Source organism: Selenomonas sp. (genome assembly GCF_052169755.1).
GTDB lineage: Bacteria > Bacillota > Negativicutes > Selenomonadales > Selenomonadaceae > Selenomonas.
This window is the reverse complement of record NZ_JBQNBV010000007.1, coordinates 15,509-33,887: the sequence shown is the minus strand read 5'-3', so window position 1 is coordinate 33,887 and position 18,379 is coordinate 15,509. Positions and strand designations below refer to the sequence as shown.

Sequence of the window (18,379 nt, the reverse complement as noted above, 5' to 3'; positions counted from 1 at the left end):
CTGCCTTGCTCGTTCAAGGCGATACTGTAAGCTTCCTGCAGCACATCTTGCTTTCCGTGCAGCGTGGGCACCTTTTTCATGCTCTCTTTTGCCGCAGCGGAAAGATTCGTTTCCTCCGTGATCGCGGCAAGCGCTACCAAATCATGACGCTCCAACGCATGTGTGACGCGCTCTTGCTGCGATTCCGTGAGATGCAGCTGACGCATCATGCCGCTGATGAAATCCACCTGCCCGAGACAGACTTGGAACTCCTGCAAGCCTGCCGCCTGAATGCTCTTGATTGCCAAAGCAATGACTTCGGCATCGGCCGTGACATCGTTCGTACCGATCAGCTCGACACCGCCCTGGTTGAACTCGCATTGACGTCCCGCCTGCGCCTGCTCCGAGCGAAAGACGTTGCTGATATAGGCGAGCTTTAAGGGCAAAGGCTCCTCTTTCATACGGCTCGCCACAAGACGCGCGATCGGCGTCGTCATCTCATGGCGCAGCGCCAGCGTGCGGTTATCCTTATCAAACAGCTTGAACATCTGCGGTTCAAGGGAGCGTCCGCTGCCGATCGTCAGCGTATCGAGATACTCAATCGCAGGCGTCGCGACTTCATCGTAGCCCCAGCGGTAAAAAAGCTCCATGAGAGCGGCTTCTACGCGGCGCTTTTCTTGCGCTTCCTGCGGCAGAAGATCTCGCGTTCCGTAGGGAATCCCGAACATCCATTCATTCTCCGGCATTTTCAGTCACCTCTCGCCCCTTCTCTCGCTCCTCTTGGCGGCGCATCCTTTCCAATACGAGCTCATAGCCGTCAGCACCGTAATTCAAGCAGCGCTTCACGCGGCTGATCGTCGCCGTGCTGGCGCCTGTCCGCTCCACAATCGCATCGTATGTATTCCCCTGCCGCAGCATAGACGCCACCTCAAGCCGCTGCGCCATCGCCTTGAGCTCGGCGACCGTGCAAATATCCTCGAAAAAAGCGTAGCTTTCCTCTGTATCACGCAAATGCAGCACAGCCGCCATGAGCTGATCGCTCAACTCATTTCGCAGCTTTTCATTGATCATATCCATCCCGCCTTTTATTTCAAACATCGATTTCCTTTAATGCTTTACAATACGAAAATGCCATTTTATTATATCATCTCTCGAAAGAAGCTGCAAGTTCCTCTGACAATTCTCTCAACATCTTGTATAATAGAGTTATATTTGCCAAATTTCCATTAAAGCATGGGGTGTTTTATCAATGGATATACGCGAAGATTTCATGCTCGCGCATAATCAAAACGTCGAGCAAAACGAAAAACTTTCCGCAAAAAGCAAGCGGCGTATGCAAAAGAGCAAGGCGTTCAATACGATCAAATCCTACGCAAGCGACTGGAACGATTTCGCCGACTGGTGCGAGCATCAAGAGAAGTGCGCCCTGCCCGCCGAGCCGGAAACCATCGTCAACTATATCAACGACCTGGCGGACAACGCGAAAGCAAACACTGTCTCCCGCCGCGTTACGGCGATCTCAGAAAACCACATCGCCGCCGGCTACAAGCGCGACAATCCCGCACATTCCGGTCTTGTGCGCAACGCCATGTCCGCCATTCGCCGCGAAAAGGGTACGTTCCAGCACGGCAAAGCGCCGATTCTTTTGGAGACGCTCTATCTGATTGCCGACGGCTTCGGCGAAGATGAGACCTCGATTCGCGATAGAGCGCTGCTTCTCCTCGGCTTTGCCGGCGCTTTTCGCCGCTCGGAGCTTGTCGCACTCTCTGCCGAGGATATAAAATTTTCCGCAGAAGGCATGGTCGTATTCATCGGCAAATCGAAGGGCGATCAGCTCGGCAAGGGCAGCTATATCGGCATCCCCTATGCACCCGATGCAGAAATCTGCGCCGTGCGCGCGCTCCGTGCTTGGCTTTCCCTCAGCGGTATCAAAAAAGGTCCGCTCTTTCGCCCATTCAAGCGCAACCATGAGCTGCGCGATACACAGCTGTCTGACAAGTCCGTGGCGCTCATCGTCAAGAAATACATCAAGAAGGCAGGGCTCAGCGAAGAGGATTTCGCCGGACACAGCCTGCGGCGAGGCTTCGCCACGAGCGCCGCGCAGCACGATGTCGATGCCCTGACCATCATGCGCCAGACGCGCCACAAGTCGGAGAAGATGGTGCATCGCTACATCGAGCAGGGAAACATCTTCAAGGACAATCCTTTGGCACGCATGTATGGAAAATAAAGGTTGCGCTCCCTAACACCTCGGACTCGCTCGAAAATATGAATCGCGACAAAAATCCCTCCTGTTGCAGAAAAAAACTACAACAGGAGGGATTTTCTATGCCAAGATCATATAGAAAGACAGCGCTTACTCTGCCTCTTCTTCCAGACGCATGAGCATGAAGCAATAGTCGGAGAGGCGGTTGAGGAATACGCGATCTTCTTCGTGAAGATCATCCTCTTTCGCCAGAGCACAGAAGCGGCGTTCGGCGCGGCGCACCGTCGTACGCGCGAGGTCGAGCATTGCGCCTGCCTGCGTCGCACCCGGAATCAAAAAGTGATCGAGTTTCGGCAGCTTCGCATCGATGGCGTCAATATCCTTTTCGAGCATTTCCGAATCCTCGCGCGTAATCATCGGTTTTTCGCCAAGACTCGCAATATCTGCCATAAGAAGCGGCAGCTTCTTCAAAAGTGCAAAAATCTTCTCTCGCACGATTTCTTTTGTCGCAAAGGCTCGCGCCATCGCGAGAGCCGATCCTACTTCATCCACAGAGCCGTAGGTCTCGACACGCAGCGAATTTTTGTCCACGCGCTCACCTGTGTAGAGACTCGTCTGCCCCTTGTCCCCCGTTTTCGTATAAACGCCCATCTTCATCACCCCAACGCAGTCAAACGATCAAAAAGCTCGCGGCAAAAATATCCGATCAGTCGAGAACTTCAATCGCGCTGAAGAAAATAGCGATCTCACGCGCTGCACTCTCGGGGCTGTCGGAAGCATGAACGGCATTTTTGCCGACGCTCTCGGCGTAGAGTTTGCGGACCGTTCCTTCGGCAGCCTCCGCAGGATTCGTCTTGCCGTTGAGTTCACGCACGCGAGCAATGGCGTCATCACCTGCGAGTACCATAGCGACGAGCGGCGCCGACGTCATAAATTCTTCAAGTTCTGCATAGTAGGGGCGTCCGATATGCTCGGCATAATGCTTCTTTGCCACGCGCGGCGTCATCTGCATGAGCTTCATCGCGAGGATCTTAAGCCCCGCCTTTTCGTAGATGGCGATGATATCGCCCGTGTGCTGCTTCTCGAAAGCGTCCGGCTTGATGAGTACCAAAGTCTTTTCCTGCATCTTCATATCTCCTTTTACTTTCCTTGATGTTCCCGCGCTTCGCGCTCCTCCCGATAGACTCGGGCGAGCTTGCAGTAGTTCATCGCCGAGGCGTGCACTGCCTCGACCTCATCTTCGCGCAGCGCGCGGACAATGCGCGAAGGATTGCCGTAGACCAGGGAATCATGCGGAATCTTCTTGTGCTGGGTCAGAAGCGTCGCCGCACCGATAATCGTATTTTCTCCGATCTCCGTATAGCCGAGCAAGGTGGATCCCATGCCGATCAGACAGTTGTCGCCGACCTTACTGCAGTGGATCAGCGTGTTGTGCCCGATCGTCACGTAGTCGCCGATGACCGTCGGTGTGTCGCCCATGACATGAATCGTTGCATTGTCCTGCACATTCGTATACCTGCCGATGACGACGGGCTGCAAATCGCCGCGAATCACGACATTGAACCAGATGTTCGCCCCTTCCCTGATCGTCACATCGCCGATGATCGTCGCGTTCGGCGCGATCAAAGCCGTCGGATCGATCTTCGGCGATATGCCTTTATAAGGCAGAATGACTGCCATGCGAACCACTCCTTCTTGTTTCCCTTATCTGACAGAACTATTATAAGGAATTTTTCCTTTCTTGTAAAGAAAATCGCCGCAAGCACGGAGTTTTAAGCAGTCTGCGGAAAAAGACGAACGGCGGCAAAATCAAGCGGAAAGATACCGCTTCAAGAGCCGCCCACGCTCTTCACGCAGCCATTTTCCAACGGCGGCTCCATAAAGAGCAGGCGGCGCTTCACTGCCGCGCACCTGACGCAATCTTTCGAGCAGCTCCGCGCCTCGTGAAAGATATGGCGGCAGAGAGCCGTGATCGGCGCGGATGATGCAAAGAAAATCGGGGAACGAAAGCCCCGATTTTTCGATCTTAAACAGAAGATCAGCGATCTTGCCCGCCTTTTTTAAAAGAGGTGCGCGCATGTGCTCTCGGATGACGAAGCGAGCCGCCGTCAGCCACGTCTTCGGCAGTGTCATACGCGAATTCCACGATTCGAGCACTTCGACGCCGCGCACTTCGTGCCCGTAATGATGCGGCAGCATTTCTTTGGGCGTCGTCCCCTTGCCGATATCATGAACCAACGCGGCAAAACGTGCAGCAGGCGTCGGCGTCGCTCTCGCCACAGCATCGACGATCTGCATCGTGTGGCAGAAGGCGTCGCCCTCGGGATGGCACTCGACAGGCTGCATTTTTCCCTGTAAGGCAAAGATTTCGGGAAATACTGCGGATAAGAGCTTCGCCTGCGCCAACGCCAAAAAGAAGCGCGACGGCTCAGGCGCGGCGAGTGCACGTGAAAGTTCATGCACGACGCGCTCGTGCGGCTCTTTTGCAAGCTCCGCCGCACAGAGAGTCATCTGCGCCACGGTATCTTCGTCGATGGAAAATCCCATCTCCGCTGCTTGGCGAGCCGCGCGTAACGCCCTTACGGGATCTTCGGAAAAGTGATGCGACGTCGCGCGGATCCGACGGTGCGCGACGTCGCCGCGTCCGTCGTAAGGATCAATAAATTCCATCTTAGGCAGGTGAAACGCCATGCTGTTGATGCGCGTATCACGGCGGAAAAGATCTTCTTCGATGGTAACTTCCTTGCCAAAGTCGACGGAAAATCCCGTGTAGCCGCGCCCCGACTTTCTTTCCCTGCGCGCAAAGGCAATCTCCGACGGCACCCCGTCAATCTGCATCTGATAGACAGGAAAGGAACGCCCGATGAGGGCGGCTTGCGGAAAAAGCTGCATGAAAGTCTGCCGTTCCAGACCCGTGACGACAAAATCCTTATCCTGCGGCTCAACTCCTCTGAGGCGATCACGCACCCAACCGCCGACAAGATAGACGCTGCCGCCGACGCTTTCCACCGCCTTGACGAAATCCTCCTGCCGCATACATTACACCTCCCGCATCGGTACTTTTTCGCACGTCAGCGGTTCTTCAAAACTCTCGCACCGTGAGCGTCAATCGAGAGCCGCAGCGCGTGCGCCGCGATCTCATGTTTCGCGAAAGCCTTGACCATAGCTTCTTCCACCGCTTCTTCATTCTCCAAGGTATAGGCGATAAGGCACGGTCCGGCGCCGCTGAGGCTTGCCCCCAGAGCGCCCGCGCGTCGTGCAGCATAAAAGACATCCTTCATGCCGGGGATGAGCTTTTCTCTGTACGGCTGATGCAGAGCGTCGGCAAACGCATTGCGCAGGAAGCGCGGCTGCCCTTTCGTCAGCGCAGCGACAAGAAGCGCCGCACGACTCACGTTGAATATAGCATCTTTCATTTTCACCTGTTCGGGCAGCACGCTTCGGGCAAGCCGCGTTGAAAGAGGAAATTCCGGCACGGCGATGACGAGTTTCAGCGGCATACGCGGCATCAGAGAGAAGCATTCGACCTTGCCGCGCGTGACGACACTGATCGTGAAGCCGCCGAAGATCGCAGGCGCAACATTGTCGGGATGACCTTCGATGTCCGTCGCCATCTGCAGAAGCTCGCGCCTGGAAAAGCGATTGCCTAAGAGGGCGTTCGTCGCCTTGAGCCCTGCGACGATTGCGGCAGCGCTGCTGCCAAGACCGCGCGATAAGGGGATATGGTTCGTCATGCGAATGCGAAAGCCTCTGATTTCATCGTCGAGATGCGCACGCCTCAAGATCGTACGAATGGCGCGAAGGACGATGTTGCGCGCGTCACACGGGATATTTTCCGCACCTTCGCCCTCAATTTCGATGACAAGCTCTTCTTCTTGCTTCAGCGTGAGTTCCAAATCGTTGTAAATCGTACAGGCAACGCCGATGGAGTCGAATCCAGGCCCGCAGTTCGCACTCGTACCCGGCACGCGCACACGAATCGTTCGGTTCAGCATGGCATGCCGTCCTCCTGTGTACTTTCCACGCGAATGATGCTGCGAATCTCGCTGATGACGGAGAGCTTCTTGAGATCTGCTGCAGCTTCCTGCAGCTCCTTATGCTTGACGATATGCGTGACCGCGACGATTTCTGCACGTGTCTTGTAGCTTCTCGTCTGAATGACGGATTTCAAGCTGACCTTATGATTGCCAAACGCCGTTGCAATGGCGGCGAGCACACCCGGCTCATCATCGACGAGGAGCCGCACATAGTAGGACGCCTTTGTTTCTTCCACGGGGCAAAGCCCCTTATGTGCATAGCATGTGCAGTGCAGACGGCCGAAGGTGTCGAGCTGCATATCGCGTGCAATGTCGATGACGTCAGCAACGACCGCCGAAGCTGTCGGCAATGAGCCGGCGCCGCGCCCGTAGAACATCGCCTCGCCGATCGCGTTGCCGCGCACGAAGATGGCGTTGTAAACATCGTTGACGGATGCGAGCGGATGCGTTTTCGGCAAAAACACGGGATGCACGCGCACATCGACGCCCGCCTCGCCAAGGTCGCGTCCGATGGCAAGGAGCTTGATGACGTAGCCGAGCGCTTTGGCGTACTCAATATCCTCGGGAGTGATACGCGTGATGCCTTCGACCGATACATCCTCGAAGCGGATGCGCGTGTTGAAAGCTATGGACGCGAGAATCGCGATCTTACGCGCCGCATCAAGACCCTCGACATCAGCGGCAGGATTCGCTTCAGCGTACCCCTTCGCCTGCGCTTCTTTGAGTACACTGTCATAGTCCGAGCCGTTCTCTGCCATCTGCGTCAGCATGTAATTCGTCGTGCCGTTAATGATGCCCATGATCTCTGTAACGCGGTTTGCCGTCAGGCACTGCTTCAACGGCATGACGATGGGAATACCGCCGCCGACGCTCGCCTCGAAATGGAAGTCCACGCCGTATTTTTCCATCGTCTCGAACATGTCCTTGCCGAACTGCGCGACGACATCCTTGTTCGCTGTCACGACGTTTTTTCCCTTTTCCATCGCCAGCAGCATATACTCACGCGCCGGATGAATGCCTCCAAGAAGCTCGATGACGATGTCGATTTCCTCATCGTTTAGGATTTCATCCACATTCTCTGTCAGATGCAGCCCTTCCATATAGGGGCGTTCTTTTTTTGCATCACGCACGAGCACGGACTTCAGCGTGAGCTTCACGCCCGCTTTTGCCGTGATCTCCCGCACATTTTCCCGAAGGACGCGCACGACGCCTGTACCGACCGTGCCGAAACCCAGCATACCGATCTTGATTTCTTTCATCTCTTCACCTTTCATCACGCCTGACCGAGAACCTCAAGGCGCTTCACACCGTCTACCATGCGCAGTTTGTCGAGAAGCGCTTCGAGATCCACCGAGAGATTCGCCGTTTCGATGGAAACCGTTGCATTCGCCACACCTTGCAGGGGGATTCCCTGATTGATTGTCAGCACGCTGCCCGAGTCTGCCGAGATCGTGTTGAGCACGCTCGAAAGGACGCCCTTCTTGTGTTCAAGGAGGAGCGTCAGCGAGATGATCTTGTTGCGGCTTGCCTCGTAGAAAGGAAAGACGTAATCCTTGTACTTGTAATAGGCGCTGCGGCTCAATCCCATGCTGTCGACCGCCTCATTGATCGTGCGGGCGTCGCCGCGCTTGAGCATTTCCTTCACGCGAATCGTCTTTTTGATCGCTTCGGGCAAGATCTGCTCCTGTACGAGAAAAAATCCGCTCTGCGATTTTTGATCTTTGTTCTCTTTACGTTCTCTTGGCATAAAAAACTCCTCCTGCATTGTAATTCCACGTTTGGAATCATATCATTATCTCACACCATTGTACAATCCCTATAGACATTTGGCAAGAGAAGAATTTTCATCCATCCCTATTCAACGATGCCCCGCCTTGATCTTGCTTTCCGTACCGTTCAAAAGTCTCGTGATGTTCGTATGGTGGCGCACAATAACGAGTACGGCAGCGAGTACGCCAAATGCCAAATATTCCGTTGGATAGGCGAATAAAAAGGCGAAGATCGGCACGAGCGCCGCACCGACGATGGAGCCGAGCGAAACGTAGCGCGTCACGAACACGATGCCGAGCCACGCAAAAAAGACGATGCCCGTGACTGCCGGCATCAGCATGGCAATGACGCCAAGCCCTGTGGCGACGCCTTTGCCGCCCTTGAATCGCAAAAAGACGGACGCCGAGTGACCAAGGATCGCGGCGATGCCGCCGATGACCATAGCGAGCGGCGTGCCGACGAGCAGCATAGCGATGTAAACACCGAGGAAGCCCTTGAGAAAATCAAGCAGGAACACGACCGCACCCGGTCCTTTGCCCAAGGTGCGGTAGACGTTCGTCGCGCCGATGTTACGGCTGCCATGTTCGCGGATGTCGATATGCCAGATCGCGCGGCACAAAATCAGACCGTTCGGCACAGATCCCAGAAGATAGGCGAGTATACAGGCGAGCAGCGTCATAGCTCTTCCTCCTCCCTGCCGCGCACGATAAGGCGCAGAGGCGTCCCTTCGAAGCCGAAACTCTCACGCAGCTTGTTTTCGATGTAGCGCAGATACGAGAAGTGCATGAGCTCCGGCTCGTTGACAAAGACGATGAACTTCGGCGGGCGGATGTCCGCCTGCGTGATATAGCGAATCTTGAGCTGCTTTCCCTTGTGCGCGGGCGGCGGATTGACCGCGATCATATCGCGCACGAGGTCGTTCAGGATGCTTGTCTTGACGCGCATCGAAGCCTGCTCCGCCACATACTTGACAAGGTCGGTGACGCGTGCGACGCGCTGATGCGTGAGCGCCGAGGTGTAGAGCACAGGCGCGTATTGGATGAAGCCCAGCTCGATGCGCAATTCATCGGTAAAGCGCAGCGTGGATTTATCGTCTTTATTTTCGTAGATGTCCCATTTGTTGACGATGAGCACGACCGCCTTGCCCGATTCATGCGCATAGCCTGCAATCTTCTTGTCCTGCTCCGTGATACCCGCCGTGGCGTCGAGCACGACGAGCACGACATCGGCGCGGTCAACGGCACGCAGCGCACGCATGACGCTGTAACGCTCGATCGGTGCGTCGATCTTCCCCTTGCGGCGCATACCCGCCGTATCAATGAGGATGAACTTCGTGTCCTCCGCCATGAAATGCGTATCGATGGCATCGCGCGTCGTGCCCGCAACATCGCTGACGATGACGCGATCCTCGCCCAAGAGTGCGTTGACGAGCGAGGACTTTCCTACATTCGGGCGGCCGATGACGGCAATGCTGATCTCATCCGGCTCTTTTTCTTCTGCGCTTCCCTCGGGAAAGAGCGCGACGAGCGCATCGAGCAGATCGCCGAGATTCATTGCGTTCGTTGCGGAAATCGGCACAGGATCGCCCAAGCCGAGGTTATAAAACTCGTAGATATCGGCATCCTGCTTGGGTGAATCGATCTTATTGACCGCCAAGAGCACAGGCTTCTTCGTCGTGCGCAGCATTTTGCCGACTTCTTCATCGGCAAGCGTCAGCCCTGCACGCCCATCGACAAGGAAGAGGATGACGTCCGCCTCCTCCATAGCGATCTGCGCCTGCTGGCGCATTGAGCGCAGGATGACGTCGCTTGTATCAAGCTCGATACCCCCCGTATCAATCATCGTAAATTCTCTGCCGAGCCATTCGGCGTCCAAATAGATACGGTCGCGCGTGACGCCCGGCAGGTCGTCGACAATGGACACGCGCTTTCTGCCCAGTTTATTGAAGAGCGTGGACTTTCCTACGTTGGGTCGTCCTACGATCGCCACGATCGGTTTGCTCATTCCATCCCCTCCTTTTGTTCTTCCCGCGGCTTCGTATACGCCGCATTGCTCTGCCACATGTAGGACGCTGCTGCGTCCGCCACGCCGCGATAATTCTCCCAATCGAGAAGCGCACGCGCGAGGTCGCTGCCGCCCTGCGCCGTTTCGACGCGAAGCTGCGGCACGGCGCGACGAAACGCTTCAAGCGTCATATCGTCGAGCAAAATATTTTCCCCTGTACGAAGCGCAGATTCGGGCAAAATGACGCCATCCGGCGCATCGGGAAGCTGCGCAAGCGCACGCAGCATATCTTCGCCCGTCAAAAGCCCCGATACATTGACCGATCTGCCGAAGTAATCATTTTCCACACCCAGGCAATCCACGGCAAGCCCCGGTACGGAAATCTCTGCCACAAGCTCACGAAAAAGCGGCGCGACCGACGTACCCGAAAGAATCACCAGATGCAGCGGAGCGTCATATCCCTTGGGCGCACCAAAATTCTCCACGGCCTTTTTCCACTCTTCGATGAAATTGCGTGCAAGCCCGATGCCGTTGTCAAGCTGCGGAAAGCCGTCGTACGCCTCGACAGGCGGCACAGGAAGTCCCGCAAGGAAATAGAATTCGTCGCCCAGATAGACGAAACCCTTGCCCGTTTCCTCCCTTGCCCGTCGTTGCCACGTCTCGATCTGGCGAATGACGGCAGCCGCTCCTGCGCGATCGAACATCTTCAACGGATAGCAGCCGTCACGAAAGCGCGTAAGTCCAACGGGCACAACGGCGAGTGACAAAGCGTGCGGCTGTCTTGCCAAAAGCTCCGCCACCGTGCGGTCAAGCTCCTTGCCATCGTTGAGCCCCGGGCACAGAACAACCTGCGTATGGTACTCGACGTCCGCCGCGTCGAGCCGATCGAGATGCCGAACGATCTCAGCCGCACGCTTTGTATTGAGCATGGCGGCGCGCAGGTCGGGATTCATCGCGTGGACGGAAACGAAGAGCGGCGAAAGATGGTAGCGCTCAATGCGCTGAAAATCCCGCTCACGCATATTCGTCAGTGTGACGAAGTTGCCATAAAGGAATGACATGCGATAATCGTCATCCTTTACCGACAGGCTCTTTCTCATGCCCGGAGGCACCTGATCAACAAAGCAGAAATAGCAATGGTTGCCGCACGAACGTATACCGTCGAATACAGCGGACGCGAACTCAACGCCGAGTTCTTCGTCGCAGTCCTTGTCAAAGGCAAGCAGTTCCTGCTCACCATCCGCATGTTCGACGAGAAGCTCAATCTCTTCCTCAGCAAATGCGAAGCTCAAATCAATGATGTCGCGCAGTTCCTGCCCATTGACAGCAAGGATCTTATCGCCTGCCGCAAGTTCCAGTTCTTCCGCCAAACTTCCCGGTGATACACGTATGATTTCCCCAGACAACATGCTTTTCCTCTGACTTTTCTCGGGATGTCGCCCCGTTTTGATGAATAAGGGAGTGATGAATATTCATCACTCCCCGACTGTTCTTATTCAGCTGTGAGGTTTAGGCTTCGCCGCTCTCCTCGTTGGTGACAGGTTCATCCTTGTAATAGGAAACGTCTGAAACCTCTGCGTCGCGCTGCGCCCTCGTGATGGAAAGCGAGATGCGCTTGCGCTTCATGTCGATATGAAGGATTTTAACCTTCACGATGTCGCCAAGCTGCACCGCTTCATCCGCACGCGCAATGCGGCGGTCGGCAAGCTCACCCATCGGAATCAGACCGTCAAATCCCGGCTCAATTTCCATGAAAGCGCCGAAATCCGTAAGTTTAATAATCTTGCCTTTGATGTGCGTACCTTCGGCATAGCGTTCCGCTTTATCGAGCCACGGATCGCGCATCGTATCTTTGACAGACAGGGAGATGCGCTTCGTCTCGGGATCGAAGTTCTTCACATAGACATCGACTTCATCACCGACGGAAAGAACATCCGACGGCTGTTTCACGCGATGCCACGCAAGATCGGAGATATGTGCCAAACCGTCGACGCCGCCGATATCAATGAATGCACCGTATTCGACGAGGCGCTTGACCGTACCGCGGATGATCTGCCCGACTTCGAGCTTCGAAAACACTTCTTCCTGCTTCTTCTCGCGCTCTTCCTCCAAGAGACTGCGGCGCGAAAGGACAAGGCGCTGCTTGCGGATGTCGATTTCAATCGGCAGGGCTTCCACCGTCTGTCCGACGTAGATGGAAAGATCCTTGACGAAGTGAAGCTCCATCTGCGATGCCGGAATGAAGCCGCGCAGCCCGCTGACAGACGCGACAAGACCGCCTTTGACAACCTGTGTGATCTGTGCCTCAACCGTCTTTCCGTCCTCTTTGAGCGCCTCGATTTCCTTCCATGCGACCATACGATCAGCACGCACTTTCGAAACCGTCGCGCCGTTTTCACCGCCAAGGCTCACGACAAAGACCTCGATCTCATCATCGAGCTTTACGACGTCCTTCGCAGAATCCGGCTCGGGGGAAGCAAGCTCTCTCTTCGAGATGGGAATGTCCGCCTTGAGACCGGCGATGTTGACGTAAGCCTGCCCATCGTCGACAGCGACGACCGTAGCCTTTACGACATCGTGTTCCCTTACCTCCTGCATGGACTCTTCTTCAGCCTCAAGCAAACTCTTCATGTCCTGTTCTTGCACTTTTGATATACCTCCTTGATAATCCAGTCCGGTGTTGAAGCTCCGGCTGTAATACCAATTTTTTTGATTTTATCAAACCATTCGTCCTGCAACTCTGCCACAGTTTCGATATGATAGGTTTGGCATTCTTTGGCGCACAACTGCGCGAGACGCGTCGTATTGGCGCTGTTTTTACCGCCGATGACGAGCATCAGATCCACTTGCTGTGCGAGTTTGATCGCCGCCTGCTGGCGCTGATCCGTCGCCGTACATATCGTTCGAACGATGCGCACATCATTCGACTTGTCCAGCAAATGGAGCACGATTTCCTTGAACTTCGCGCCGGAAAACGTCGTCTGCGCGACGATGCCCATGCGTGCGCACGGTACGACGGCTTCTGCTCCTTCGATGGAATCCACGATGACAGCATCGCCGCCCGCCCACTCGAAGATGCTCTTAACCTCCGGATGACACTTCTCTCCTACGATAACGACAGAATAACCCTCTTGAAAAAGCTCATGCGCCGTCGATTGTGCCTTCTTCACATGCGGACATGTCGCATCTACGAGCAATAGTCCGCGCTCCTTCGCTTCATCATAGACGAGGGGACCCACCCCATGTGAACGTATGATGACCGTCCCTTCATCCAAATCGGGCAGAGCATTGACCATGCCGACGCCCTCTTGCGCCAGACGCGAAACCATCTGCGGATTATGGATGATGGGGCCAAGCGTACAGGAAGACCCGTCAGGCGCGGCCTGCTCACGCGCCATCTTGATCGCGCGCTTCACGCCATAGCAAAAACCGAGGGATTCTGCCAGAAATACTTCCATATATCTACCACCAAATATCCAATGTATCGCAGAAACGAACTTTTCCCTATTTCTGCAATCTACGTTATATTATAGCATAAAATCAATCACTTATGCTATTATTTTTTATCATAACGTAAATTTCATCCATTATTTTTTGTGAAAAATCCTGCAATGCTTGTTTGTCCTGCTTTTCGCCTTGAAAAATCAGCGGTTTACCGTAGATGACACGCAGTTTGGGCAAAAATCCACCGTTTGCAAAAACATGGTCGGTGCCGATGATGGCGGCGGGTACGACGGGCGCCTTCGCCAGGGCGGCAAGCAGCGCGACCCCCGGCTCCGCCTTTTTCCTTTCGCCGTGACGACTGCGCGTTCCCTGCGGAAAAACGCCGAGGCAGTTGCCCTTTTTCAATTCCGCAAGAGCCGCTTTGATCGCTCCCCGATCCGCCGCACCGCGCTTCACGGGAAACGAATGGCAGCATCGCAGAATGTAGTCCGCAACAGCATTGAAAAAAAGCTCCTGCTTCGCCATGTAGCTGACGGGACGCGAAAGAAAGGTCGCCAAGAGCGGCGGATCCCAGTTGCTCATGTGATTCGCCGCCAAGATCACAGGTCCCTCTTTCGGCATATTTTCTCTTCCTTCGATTTTAGCGCGAAAAACGACGGAAAAAAGCACGGCGAAAATAATGCGAAGCATACCATAGATCATTTTTCGCACCTTTCTACGATGGCACGGACGACGGCGGCTATGTCCATGCCCGTCGTATCAAGCAGGTCTGCATCCGCCGCCTGCATGAGCGGCGAAATCTCGCGCTCGCTGTCTGCCTTGTCGCGCCGCGCAATGTCCGCTTCAAGCTCCGCAAGCGTAATATCGTAACCTTTTTCTTTCAGTTCTTTCCAGCGGCGTTTCGCACGCTCCTGCAAGGAAGCCGTGAGAAAAATTTTGACGTCGGCGTTCGGCAAAACATGCGTGGCAATGTCCCTGCCATCCATGAGCACGCCGCCCGCGTCTGCCATGCGCCTTTGCTGCTCAACCATCTTCTCACGCACGGGACCAAGACGCGCTGCCTGCGAGACGACGGCGCTGACCGCAGGCGTACGGATCTCGTCCGTGACCTCTTCACCGTCAACAAACACTCTGGTCGCTGCGCCATCGTACCGCAGGACGACCGCAATGTCGGCAACGGCAGAGAGGATCTTTTCGTCCGTCAGCGGTTCGCCTTTCTTAAGCGCTTTCCATGCAACGGCACGGTACATCGCCCCCGTGTCGATGTAAGTGTAGCCAAGCTCCTTCGCTGCGAGACGGGCTGCCGTGCTCTTGCCTGCGCCTGCCGGACCGTCGATTGCCACTACGAGTTTCTTTGCCATCGTCTTTCCTCCTATTGCACGAGATTGTCCAAGGTTTCAAAAAAGGACGGATAGGATATGTTGATGCAAGCGGGCGCATCAAGCGTCACGCCCTCGCCTGCAGCGCCTGCTACGGCAAGTGACATCGCCATGCGGTGATCGTCGTATGTACGGCAGACAGCAGGCGAAAGTGCGCGGTCGCCACGGATGATCATACCGTCCTCCGTCGCCTCTACCGCCCCGGGTGCGAGACGATTAAGCTCCGTCGTCACCGCCTTCAGGCGATCCGTTTCCTTGACGCGAAGCTCCGCCGCGCCCGAGATCACGGTATCCCCCTCAGCAAAGAGCGCTGCGACGGCAAGAATCGGGATCTCATCAATGAGACGCGGGATGATCGCACCGCCAAAGGAAACGCCGCGAAGCGAAGCTGCACGCACGCGAATGTCGGCGAGCGCTTCACCGCCGCTCTCGCGCTCGTTCGAGAGCGTGATGTCCGCGCCCATATCCGAGAGCACCTCAAGAATGCCCGTGCGCGTCGGATTGACGCCGACATCTTCTAAGACGAGGTCGCTGCCTTCGATCAGCGATGCCGCGACGAGCCAATAGGCGGCGGAGCTGATGTCGCCGGGCACGATGATTTCTTCAGGTGAAAAAAGTTCATCGGCAGGCTCAATCGTCACCGTGGTACCCTCGCGCCGAAGCGTCGCACCGAAAGCGCCGAGCATACGCTCTGTATGATCGCGTGAAAGTGCAGGCTCTTTGAGTGTCGTCCCAGAATCCGCATAAAGTCCCGCAAGCAAAATCGCCGATTTCACCTGCGCACTTGCGACAGGACTTTCATAATCCATCGCTCGAAGCCGCCCCTCGCGCGGCAGTACAGCAAGCGGCAGGAAGCGATTCCCCGCGCGGCCCTTGATCGCGGCGCCCATGCGCGAAAGCGGCTCAATGACGCGCGCCATAGGACGTCCGGAGAGTGAGGCGTCGCCTGCAAACGCCGAGAAAAATGGCTGCGCCGCCGAGATCCCCAAAAGGAGCCGCAGCGTCGTGCCCGAATTTCCCGCATCGAGAACGCCCTGCGGCTCCTTGAGTCCATGTAGTCCGACGCCCGTTACGAGAAGCGCGCCGTCTGCCTGTCGAGCGACACCCGCGCCGAGAGTGCGCATACATGCTGCCGTAGACAGACAGTCCGCCGCTTCGAGGAAATTCATAACGCGCACTTTACCCTTTGCTATGGCAGAAAACATTACGCTGCGGTGCGAAATCGACTTATCACCCGGTATGCGAATTGTCCCCGTCAGACCTCGCTTCACCGGACGAATCTCTTTTCCCTCAGCCATCATCATCTTCCCTTCAAAATCACATTTCACTTTCCGTGGGTGCGGCAGCGCTCCAACGCCCAGCCGCCGCGCCCATAGAAAATGCCGCCTGCAAATTGTAGCCGCCCGTAAAGCCGTCCACATCGACGACCTCACCGGCGAAATACAGCCCCGGCACGAGCTTCGACTCCATCGTCTTGGGATGAATCTCTTTCGTCGAAACGCCACCCGCCGTCACTATGGCTTCGGCAAGAGGACGCGTCTTTGTCACCGTCAGCACGAGGTGCTTGATCGTTTCAGAAAGCCGTAGGCGCTCCTCGCGCCGCAGATCATGCACGGGCTTTTCTGGCGGCAGATACGCGGCATCGAGCACAGGCTCGATGAGCTTGCCCGGCAGAAGATCACGCATGGCGTTCTTGAGCGCCTTGTTGCGGTACTTTTCAAAGTCGCGCTGCACACGCGCAGCAAGAATTTCGGGGGAAAGCGCCGGCTTCAAGTCAAGCGCAAGCTCGACGAACTTTCCTGCTGCAAGCGCCCGCGCCGCCGCGCGGCTCAGAGAGAGCACGATCGGGCCTGTCACCCCGAAATGCGTAAACATCATCTCACCGAAATCTTCGCCGATTTTCTTGTCGTCGGCAAGAAGCGTCACGCGCACATTGCGTAAGGACAGCCCCTGCGCATCCTTGACCCAGTCGTCCTCCGTGACGAGCGGCACGAGCGACGGCAGGATTGCGCCGACCGTATGCCCCAGCCGCCGCGCCATCTCGTAGCCGTCTCCCGTAGATCCCGTGCCCGGATACGAAGCGCCGCCGACCGCGAGAACGACGGCATCGGCAGTCAATTTCGCACCGCTTGCAAGCACGACGCCTACAGCACGGCCGCCTTCTGTGCGGATCTTGGCGACACGCGACTCCGTTTCAATCTTCACACCAAGTTCATGGAGGTAAGCGATGAGCGCTTCAACCGCATCAGCGGCGCGATCACTGACGGGAAAAACGCGCCCGCCGCGCTCCACCTTCGTCTCTATGCCAAGTTCTCTGAAAAAGCCCCGCACGTCTTCGTTGTCAAAAGCATGCAGCGCACTGTAGAGAAATGAGCCGTTGCCCGGGATATTCTTGACGATCTCAGCGATGGGTGCAGCATTCGTGATATTGCAGCGCCCCTTGCCTGTAATCAGCATCTTGCGCCCAGGCTGCTTCATCTTCTCCAAAAGAAGCACCGAAGCGCCGTATTCCGCCGCTTTCGCCGCTGCCATGAAGCCTGCCGGTCCCGCGCCGACGACAATGATGCGCCGCGATCTCATATTTTCTCCACAAGGCGGTAAAGCTCTCTGACCTCCGCCTTCGTCAGCGGGCGATATGCGCCGCGCTTGACGCCGTCAAGGGTAAGCTGCGCGAAGCGCGTGCGCTTCAAGGAGCGCACATCGCAGCCAACCGCCTCGAACATGCGACGCACCTGCCGATTCCTGCCCTCGTGCAGCGTCACCTCAACCTCGTTGAGCCCCTTGTCCGTCGTGCCGTAAACACGTACTTCCGCCGGCGCCGTCCTGCCATCGGCGAGTTCGACGCCGCCGCGCAATTTTTTGAGGGCTTCGGGCGTGAGATCACCCGCCACCTTCGCGCGGTATGTCTTGTGCACGAGAAAGCGCGGATGCAGAAGTGCCTGCGTCAAAGTGCCGTCATTCGTCAAGAGAAGCAGCCCTTCCGTATTTTGATCGAGTCTGCCCACCGGATAGATACGCGTTTTCTTCACGGGTATGAGATCAAGCACCGTGCGCCTGCCTCGCTCATCCGCAGCCGTTGAAACATAGCCCTTGGGCTTGTTCAGTAGAAAATAGACGCGTTGCTCCTCTCTCGGCAGGAGTTTGCCATCCACAGCGATGCGCACGGACGCTGCATCTGCTTTCGTGCCAGGCTCACGCACGACTGTGCCATCGACTGTCACGCGCCCCGCGGCGATCATCTCCTCTGCTTTACGGCGCGAAGCTATGCCTGCGCGGCTGATAATTTTTTGCAATCGCTCTTCCATACGTCCCCCTTATTCTCTCCACGAAGCAAAACAGGTCAACCCGTGCACATCTTTCAGAGGTTCGCCATATTGCAGACAATGTCACGCGCCTCTTCCACTTCTGAGGCGAGAACACGTATCTCGAAATTCGCCTTGCGCGAAGCGTCGATCGACTTTCTGTCCGTCAATATGCCTTCGGCCTCAAGCCTTTCGCAGATCTTTTCCGCCTGCCCCTTCGTTGCAGCTACAAAGATCGAAGTCCACATGAAATTCTTC

General features: G+C 56.1%; 21 protein-coding genes. 1 reads left to right on the top strand and 20 read right to left on the bottom strand.

Annotation, left to right across the window (positions count from 1 at the left end; translation table 11 throughout):
* Together ACTTKG_RS01330 and ACTTKG_RS01325 are read right to left on the bottom strand one after the other, a co-directional pair.
* The coding region (locus tag ACTTKG_RS01330) for an ATP phosphoribosyltransferase regulatory subunit (RefSeq protein ID WP_442672460.1) at positions 1-725 on the bottom strand (725 nt) is incomplete at its 3' end.
* Positions 712-1,050, bottom strand: coding sequence for a YerC/YecD family TrpR-related protein (locus ACTTKG_RS01325; RefSeq protein WP_442672459.1), 339 nt, complete (start codon positions 1,048-1,050; stop codon positions 712-714). The genes ACTTKG_RS01325 and ACTTKG_RS01330, both read right to left, overlap by 14 nt.
* A 178-nt stretch (positions 1,051-1,228) precedes the next feature.
* On the opposite strand from ACTTKG_RS01325, the gene ACTTKG_RS01320 reads away from it, so the two are divergent.
* Complete coding sequence (locus ACTTKG_RS01320) at positions 1,229-2,209, top strand: site-specific integrase (protein ID WP_442672458.1); 981 nt, start codon at positions 1,229-1,231, stop codon at positions 2,207-2,209.
* Positions 2,210-2,335: 126 nt separating this feature from the next.
* Here the strand turns inward: ACTTKG_RS01320 and ACTTKG_RS01315 are convergent, their stop codons facing one another.
* The 18 genes from ACTTKG_RS01315 to ACTTKG_RS01230 all read right to left on the bottom strand — a co-directional run bounded on the left by ACTTKG_RS01315 (position 2,336) and on the right by ACTTKG_RS01230 (position 18,369).
* The gene (locus ACTTKG_RS01315; RefSeq protein ID WP_442672457.1) at positions 2,336-2,836 is read right to left on the bottom strand and encodes a cob(I)yrinic acid a,c-diamide adenosyltransferase; all 501 of its coding nucleotides are present in this window, start codon (positions 2,834-2,836) and stop codon (positions 2,336-2,338) included.
* A gap of 55 nt (positions 2,837-2,891) precedes the next feature.
* Positions 2,892-3,311 carry a nucleoside-diphosphate kinase gene (gene ndk, locus ACTTKG_RS01310; protein ID WP_442672456.1) on the bottom strand — a complete coding sequence of 140 codons (420 nt, stop codon included), beginning with the start codon at positions 3,309-3,311 and terminating at the stop codon, positions 2,892-2,894.
* A gap of 14 nt (positions 3,312-3,325) precedes the next feature.
* Positions 3,326-3,865 (bottom strand): gamma carbonic anhydrase family protein, encoded by a 540-nt coding sequence (locus ACTTKG_RS01305; protein WP_442672455.1) that lies wholly within the window; start codon positions 3,863-3,865, stop codon positions 3,326-3,328.
* Positions 3,866-3,994: 129 nt separating this feature from the next.
* Complete coding sequence (locus ACTTKG_RS01300) at positions 3,995-5,221, bottom strand: HD domain-containing protein (RefSeq protein WP_442672454.1); 1,227 nt, start codon at positions 5,219-5,221, stop codon at positions 3,995-3,997.
* A gap of 35 nt (positions 5,222-5,256) precedes the next feature.
* Positions 5,257-6,180: a homoserine kinase gene (thrB, locus tag ACTTKG_RS01295; RefSeq protein ID WP_442672453.1), complete on the bottom strand. Its 924-nt coding sequence runs from the start codon at positions 6,178-6,180 to the stop codon at positions 5,257-5,259.
* On the bottom strand, positions 6,174-7,481 hold the full coding sequence (locus ACTTKG_RS01290) for a homoserine dehydrogenase (RefSeq protein ID WP_442672452.1): 1,308 nt from the start codon (positions 7,479-7,481) through the stop codon (positions 6,174-6,176). The genes thrB and ACTTKG_RS01290 overlap by 7 nt, the downstream gene beginning before the upstream one ends.
* 14 nt (positions 7,482-7,495) lie before the next feature.
* The gene (locus ACTTKG_RS01285) at positions 7,496-7,969 is read right to left on the bottom strand and encodes an ACT domain-containing protein (RefSeq protein ID WP_442672451.1); all 474 of its coding nucleotides are present in this window, start codon (positions 7,967-7,969) and stop codon (positions 7,496-7,498) included.
* Between the two features lie 111 nt (positions 7,970-8,080).
* Positions 8,081-8,671 carry a glycerol-3-phosphate 1-O-acyltransferase PlsY gene (gene plsY / locus ACTTKG_RS01280; RefSeq protein ID WP_442672450.1) on the bottom strand — a complete coding sequence of 197 codons (591 nt, stop codon included), beginning with the start codon at positions 8,669-8,671 and terminating at the stop codon, positions 8,081-8,083.
* Positions 8,668-9,996, bottom strand: coding sequence for a ribosome biogenesis GTPase Der (der, locus tag ACTTKG_RS01275; RefSeq protein ID WP_442672449.1), 1,329 nt, complete (start codon positions 9,994-9,996; stop codon positions 8,668-8,670). The genes plsY and der overlap by 4 nt, the downstream gene beginning before the upstream one ends.
* On the bottom strand, positions 9,993-11,405 hold the full coding sequence (locus ACTTKG_RS01270) for a DUF512 domain-containing protein (RefSeq protein WP_442672448.1): 1,413 nt from the start codon (positions 11,403-11,405) through the stop codon (positions 9,993-9,995). The genes der and ACTTKG_RS01270 overlap by 4 nt, the downstream gene beginning before the upstream one ends.
* 100 nt (positions 11,406-11,505) lie before the next feature.
* Complete coding sequence (gene rpsA / locus ACTTKG_RS01265; RefSeq protein ID WP_442672461.1) at positions 11,506-12,627, bottom strand: 30S ribosomal protein S1; 1,122 nt, start codon at positions 12,625-12,627, stop codon at positions 11,506-11,508.
* The gene (gene ispH / locus ACTTKG_RS01260; RefSeq protein ID WP_442672447.1) at positions 12,624-13,454 is read right to left on the bottom strand and encodes a 4-hydroxy-3-methylbut-2-enyl diphosphate reductase; all 831 of its coding nucleotides are present in this window, start codon (positions 13,452-13,454) and stop codon (positions 12,624-12,626) included. Before ispH ends, rpsA begins: the two co-directional genes overlap by 4 nt.
* 82 nt (positions 13,455-13,536) lie before the next feature.
* Positions 13,537-14,142, bottom strand: coding sequence for a lysophospholipid acyltransferase family protein (locus ACTTKG_RS01255; RefSeq protein WP_442672446.1), 606 nt, complete (start codon positions 14,140-14,142; stop codon positions 13,537-13,539).
* Positions 14,139-14,801: a (d)CMP kinase gene (gene cmk / locus ACTTKG_RS01250; protein ID WP_442672445.1), complete on the bottom strand. Its 663-nt coding sequence runs from the start codon at positions 14,799-14,801 to the stop codon at positions 14,139-14,141. Before cmk ends, ACTTKG_RS01255 begins: the two co-directional genes overlap by 4 nt.
* An 11-nt stretch (positions 14,802-14,812) precedes the next feature.
* On the bottom strand, positions 14,813-16,117 hold the full coding sequence (aroA, locus tag ACTTKG_RS01245) for a 3-phosphoshikimate 1-carboxyvinyltransferase (RefSeq protein WP_442672444.1): 1,305 nt from the start codon (positions 16,115-16,117) through the stop codon (positions 14,813-14,815).
* 19 nt (positions 16,118-16,136) lie between these two features.
* The gene (locus ACTTKG_RS01240; protein WP_442672443.1) at positions 16,137-17,399 is read right to left on the bottom strand and encodes an NAD(P)/FAD-dependent oxidoreductase; all 1,263 of its coding nucleotides are present in this window, start codon (positions 17,397-17,399) and stop codon (positions 16,137-16,139) included.
* A complete protein-coding gene (locus tag ACTTKG_RS01235; RefSeq protein WP_442672442.1) occupies positions 17,396-18,124 on the bottom strand; it encodes a pseudouridine synthase in 729 nt (242 codons plus the stop codon). Before ACTTKG_RS01235 ends, ACTTKG_RS01240 begins: the two co-directional genes overlap by 4 nt.
* A gap of 53 nt (positions 18,125-18,177) precedes the next feature.
* Positions 18,178-18,369 (bottom strand): hypothetical protein, encoded by a 192-nt coding sequence (locus ACTTKG_RS01230; protein WP_442672441.1) that lies wholly within the window; start codon positions 18,367-18,369, stop codon positions 18,178-18,180.
* Positions 18,370-18,379 lie beyond the last annotated feature (10 nt).

Excerpts from the sequence above, each read along its gene's own strand:
- ACTTKG_RS01325 (WP_442672459.1), bottom strand. The coding sequence starts at position 1,050 with ATGATCAATGAAAAGCTGCGAAATGAGTTGAGCGATCAGCTCATGGCG.
- ACTTKG_RS01320 (WP_442672458.1), top strand. The coding sequence starts at position 1,229 with ATGGATATACGCGAAGATTTCATGCTCGCGCATAATCAAAACGTCGAG.
- ACTTKG_RS01315 (WP_442672457.1), bottom strand. The coding sequence starts at position 2,836 with ATGGGCGTTTATACGAAAACGGGGGACAAGGGGCAGACGAGTCTCTAC.
- ndk (WP_442672456.1), bottom strand. The coding sequence starts at position 3,311 with ATGCAGGAAAAGACTTTGGTACTCATCAAGCCGGACGCTTTCGAGAAG.
- ACTTKG_RS01305 (WP_442672455.1), bottom strand. The coding sequence starts at position 3,865 with ATGGCAGTCATTCTGCCTTATAAAGGCATATCGCCGAAGATCGATCCG.
- ACTTKG_RS01300 (WP_442672454.1), bottom strand. The coding sequence starts at position 5,221 with ATGCGGCAGGAGGATTTCGTCAAGGCGGTGGAAAGCGTCGGCGGCAGC.
- thrB (WP_442672453.1), bottom strand. The coding sequence starts at position 6,180 with ATGCTGAACCGAACGATTCGTGTGCGCGTGCCGGGTACGAGTGCGAAC.
- ACTTKG_RS01290 (WP_442672452.1), bottom strand. The coding sequence starts at position 7,481 with ATGAAAGAAATCAAGATCGGTATGCTGGGTTTCGGCACGGTCGGTACA.
- ACTTKG_RS01285 (WP_442672451.1), bottom strand. The coding sequence starts at position 7,969 with ATGCCAAGAGAACGTAAAGAGAACAAAGATCAAAAATCGCAGAGCGGA.
- plsY (WP_442672450.1), bottom strand. The coding sequence starts at position 8,671 with ATGACGCTGCTCGCCTGTATACTCGCCTATCTTCTGGGATCTGTGCCG.
- der (WP_442672449.1), bottom strand. The coding sequence starts at position 9,996 with ATGAGCAAACCGATCGTGGCGATCGTAGGACGACCCAACGTAGGAAAG.
- ACTTKG_RS01270 (WP_442672448.1), bottom strand. The coding sequence starts at position 11,405 with ATGTTGTCTGGGGAAATCATACGTGTATCACCGGGAAGTTTGGCGGAA.
- rpsA (WP_442672461.1), bottom strand. The coding sequence starts at position 12,627 with ATGAAGAGTTTGCTTGAGGCTGAAGAAGAGTCCATGCAGGAGGTAAGG.
- ispH (WP_442672447.1), bottom strand. The coding sequence starts at position 13,454 with ATGGAAGTATTTCTGGCAGAATCCCTCGGTTTTTGCTATGGCGTGAAG.
- ACTTKG_RS01255 (WP_442672446.1), bottom strand. The coding sequence starts at position 14,142 with ATGATCTATGGTATGCTTCGCATTATTTTCGCCGTGCTTTTTTCCGTC.
- cmk (WP_442672445.1), bottom strand. The coding sequence starts at position 14,801 with ATGGCAAAGAAACTCGTAGTGGCAATCGACGGTCCGGCAGGCGCAGGC.
- aroA (WP_442672444.1), bottom strand. The coding sequence starts at position 16,117 with ATGGCTGAGGGAAAAGAGATTCGTCCGGTGAAGCGAGGTCTGACGGGG.
- ACTTKG_RS01240 (WP_442672443.1), bottom strand. The coding sequence starts at position 17,399 with ATGAGATCGCGGCGCATCATTGTCGTCGGCGCGGGACCGGCAGGCTTC.
- ACTTKG_RS01235 (WP_442672442.1), bottom strand. The coding sequence starts at position 18,124 with ATGGAAGAGCGATTGCAAAAAATTATCAGCCGCGCAGGCATAGCTTCG.
- ACTTKG_RS01230 (WP_442672441.1), bottom strand. The coding sequence starts at position 18,369 with ATGTGGACTTCGATCTTTGTAGCTGCAACGAAGGGGCAGGCGGAAAAG.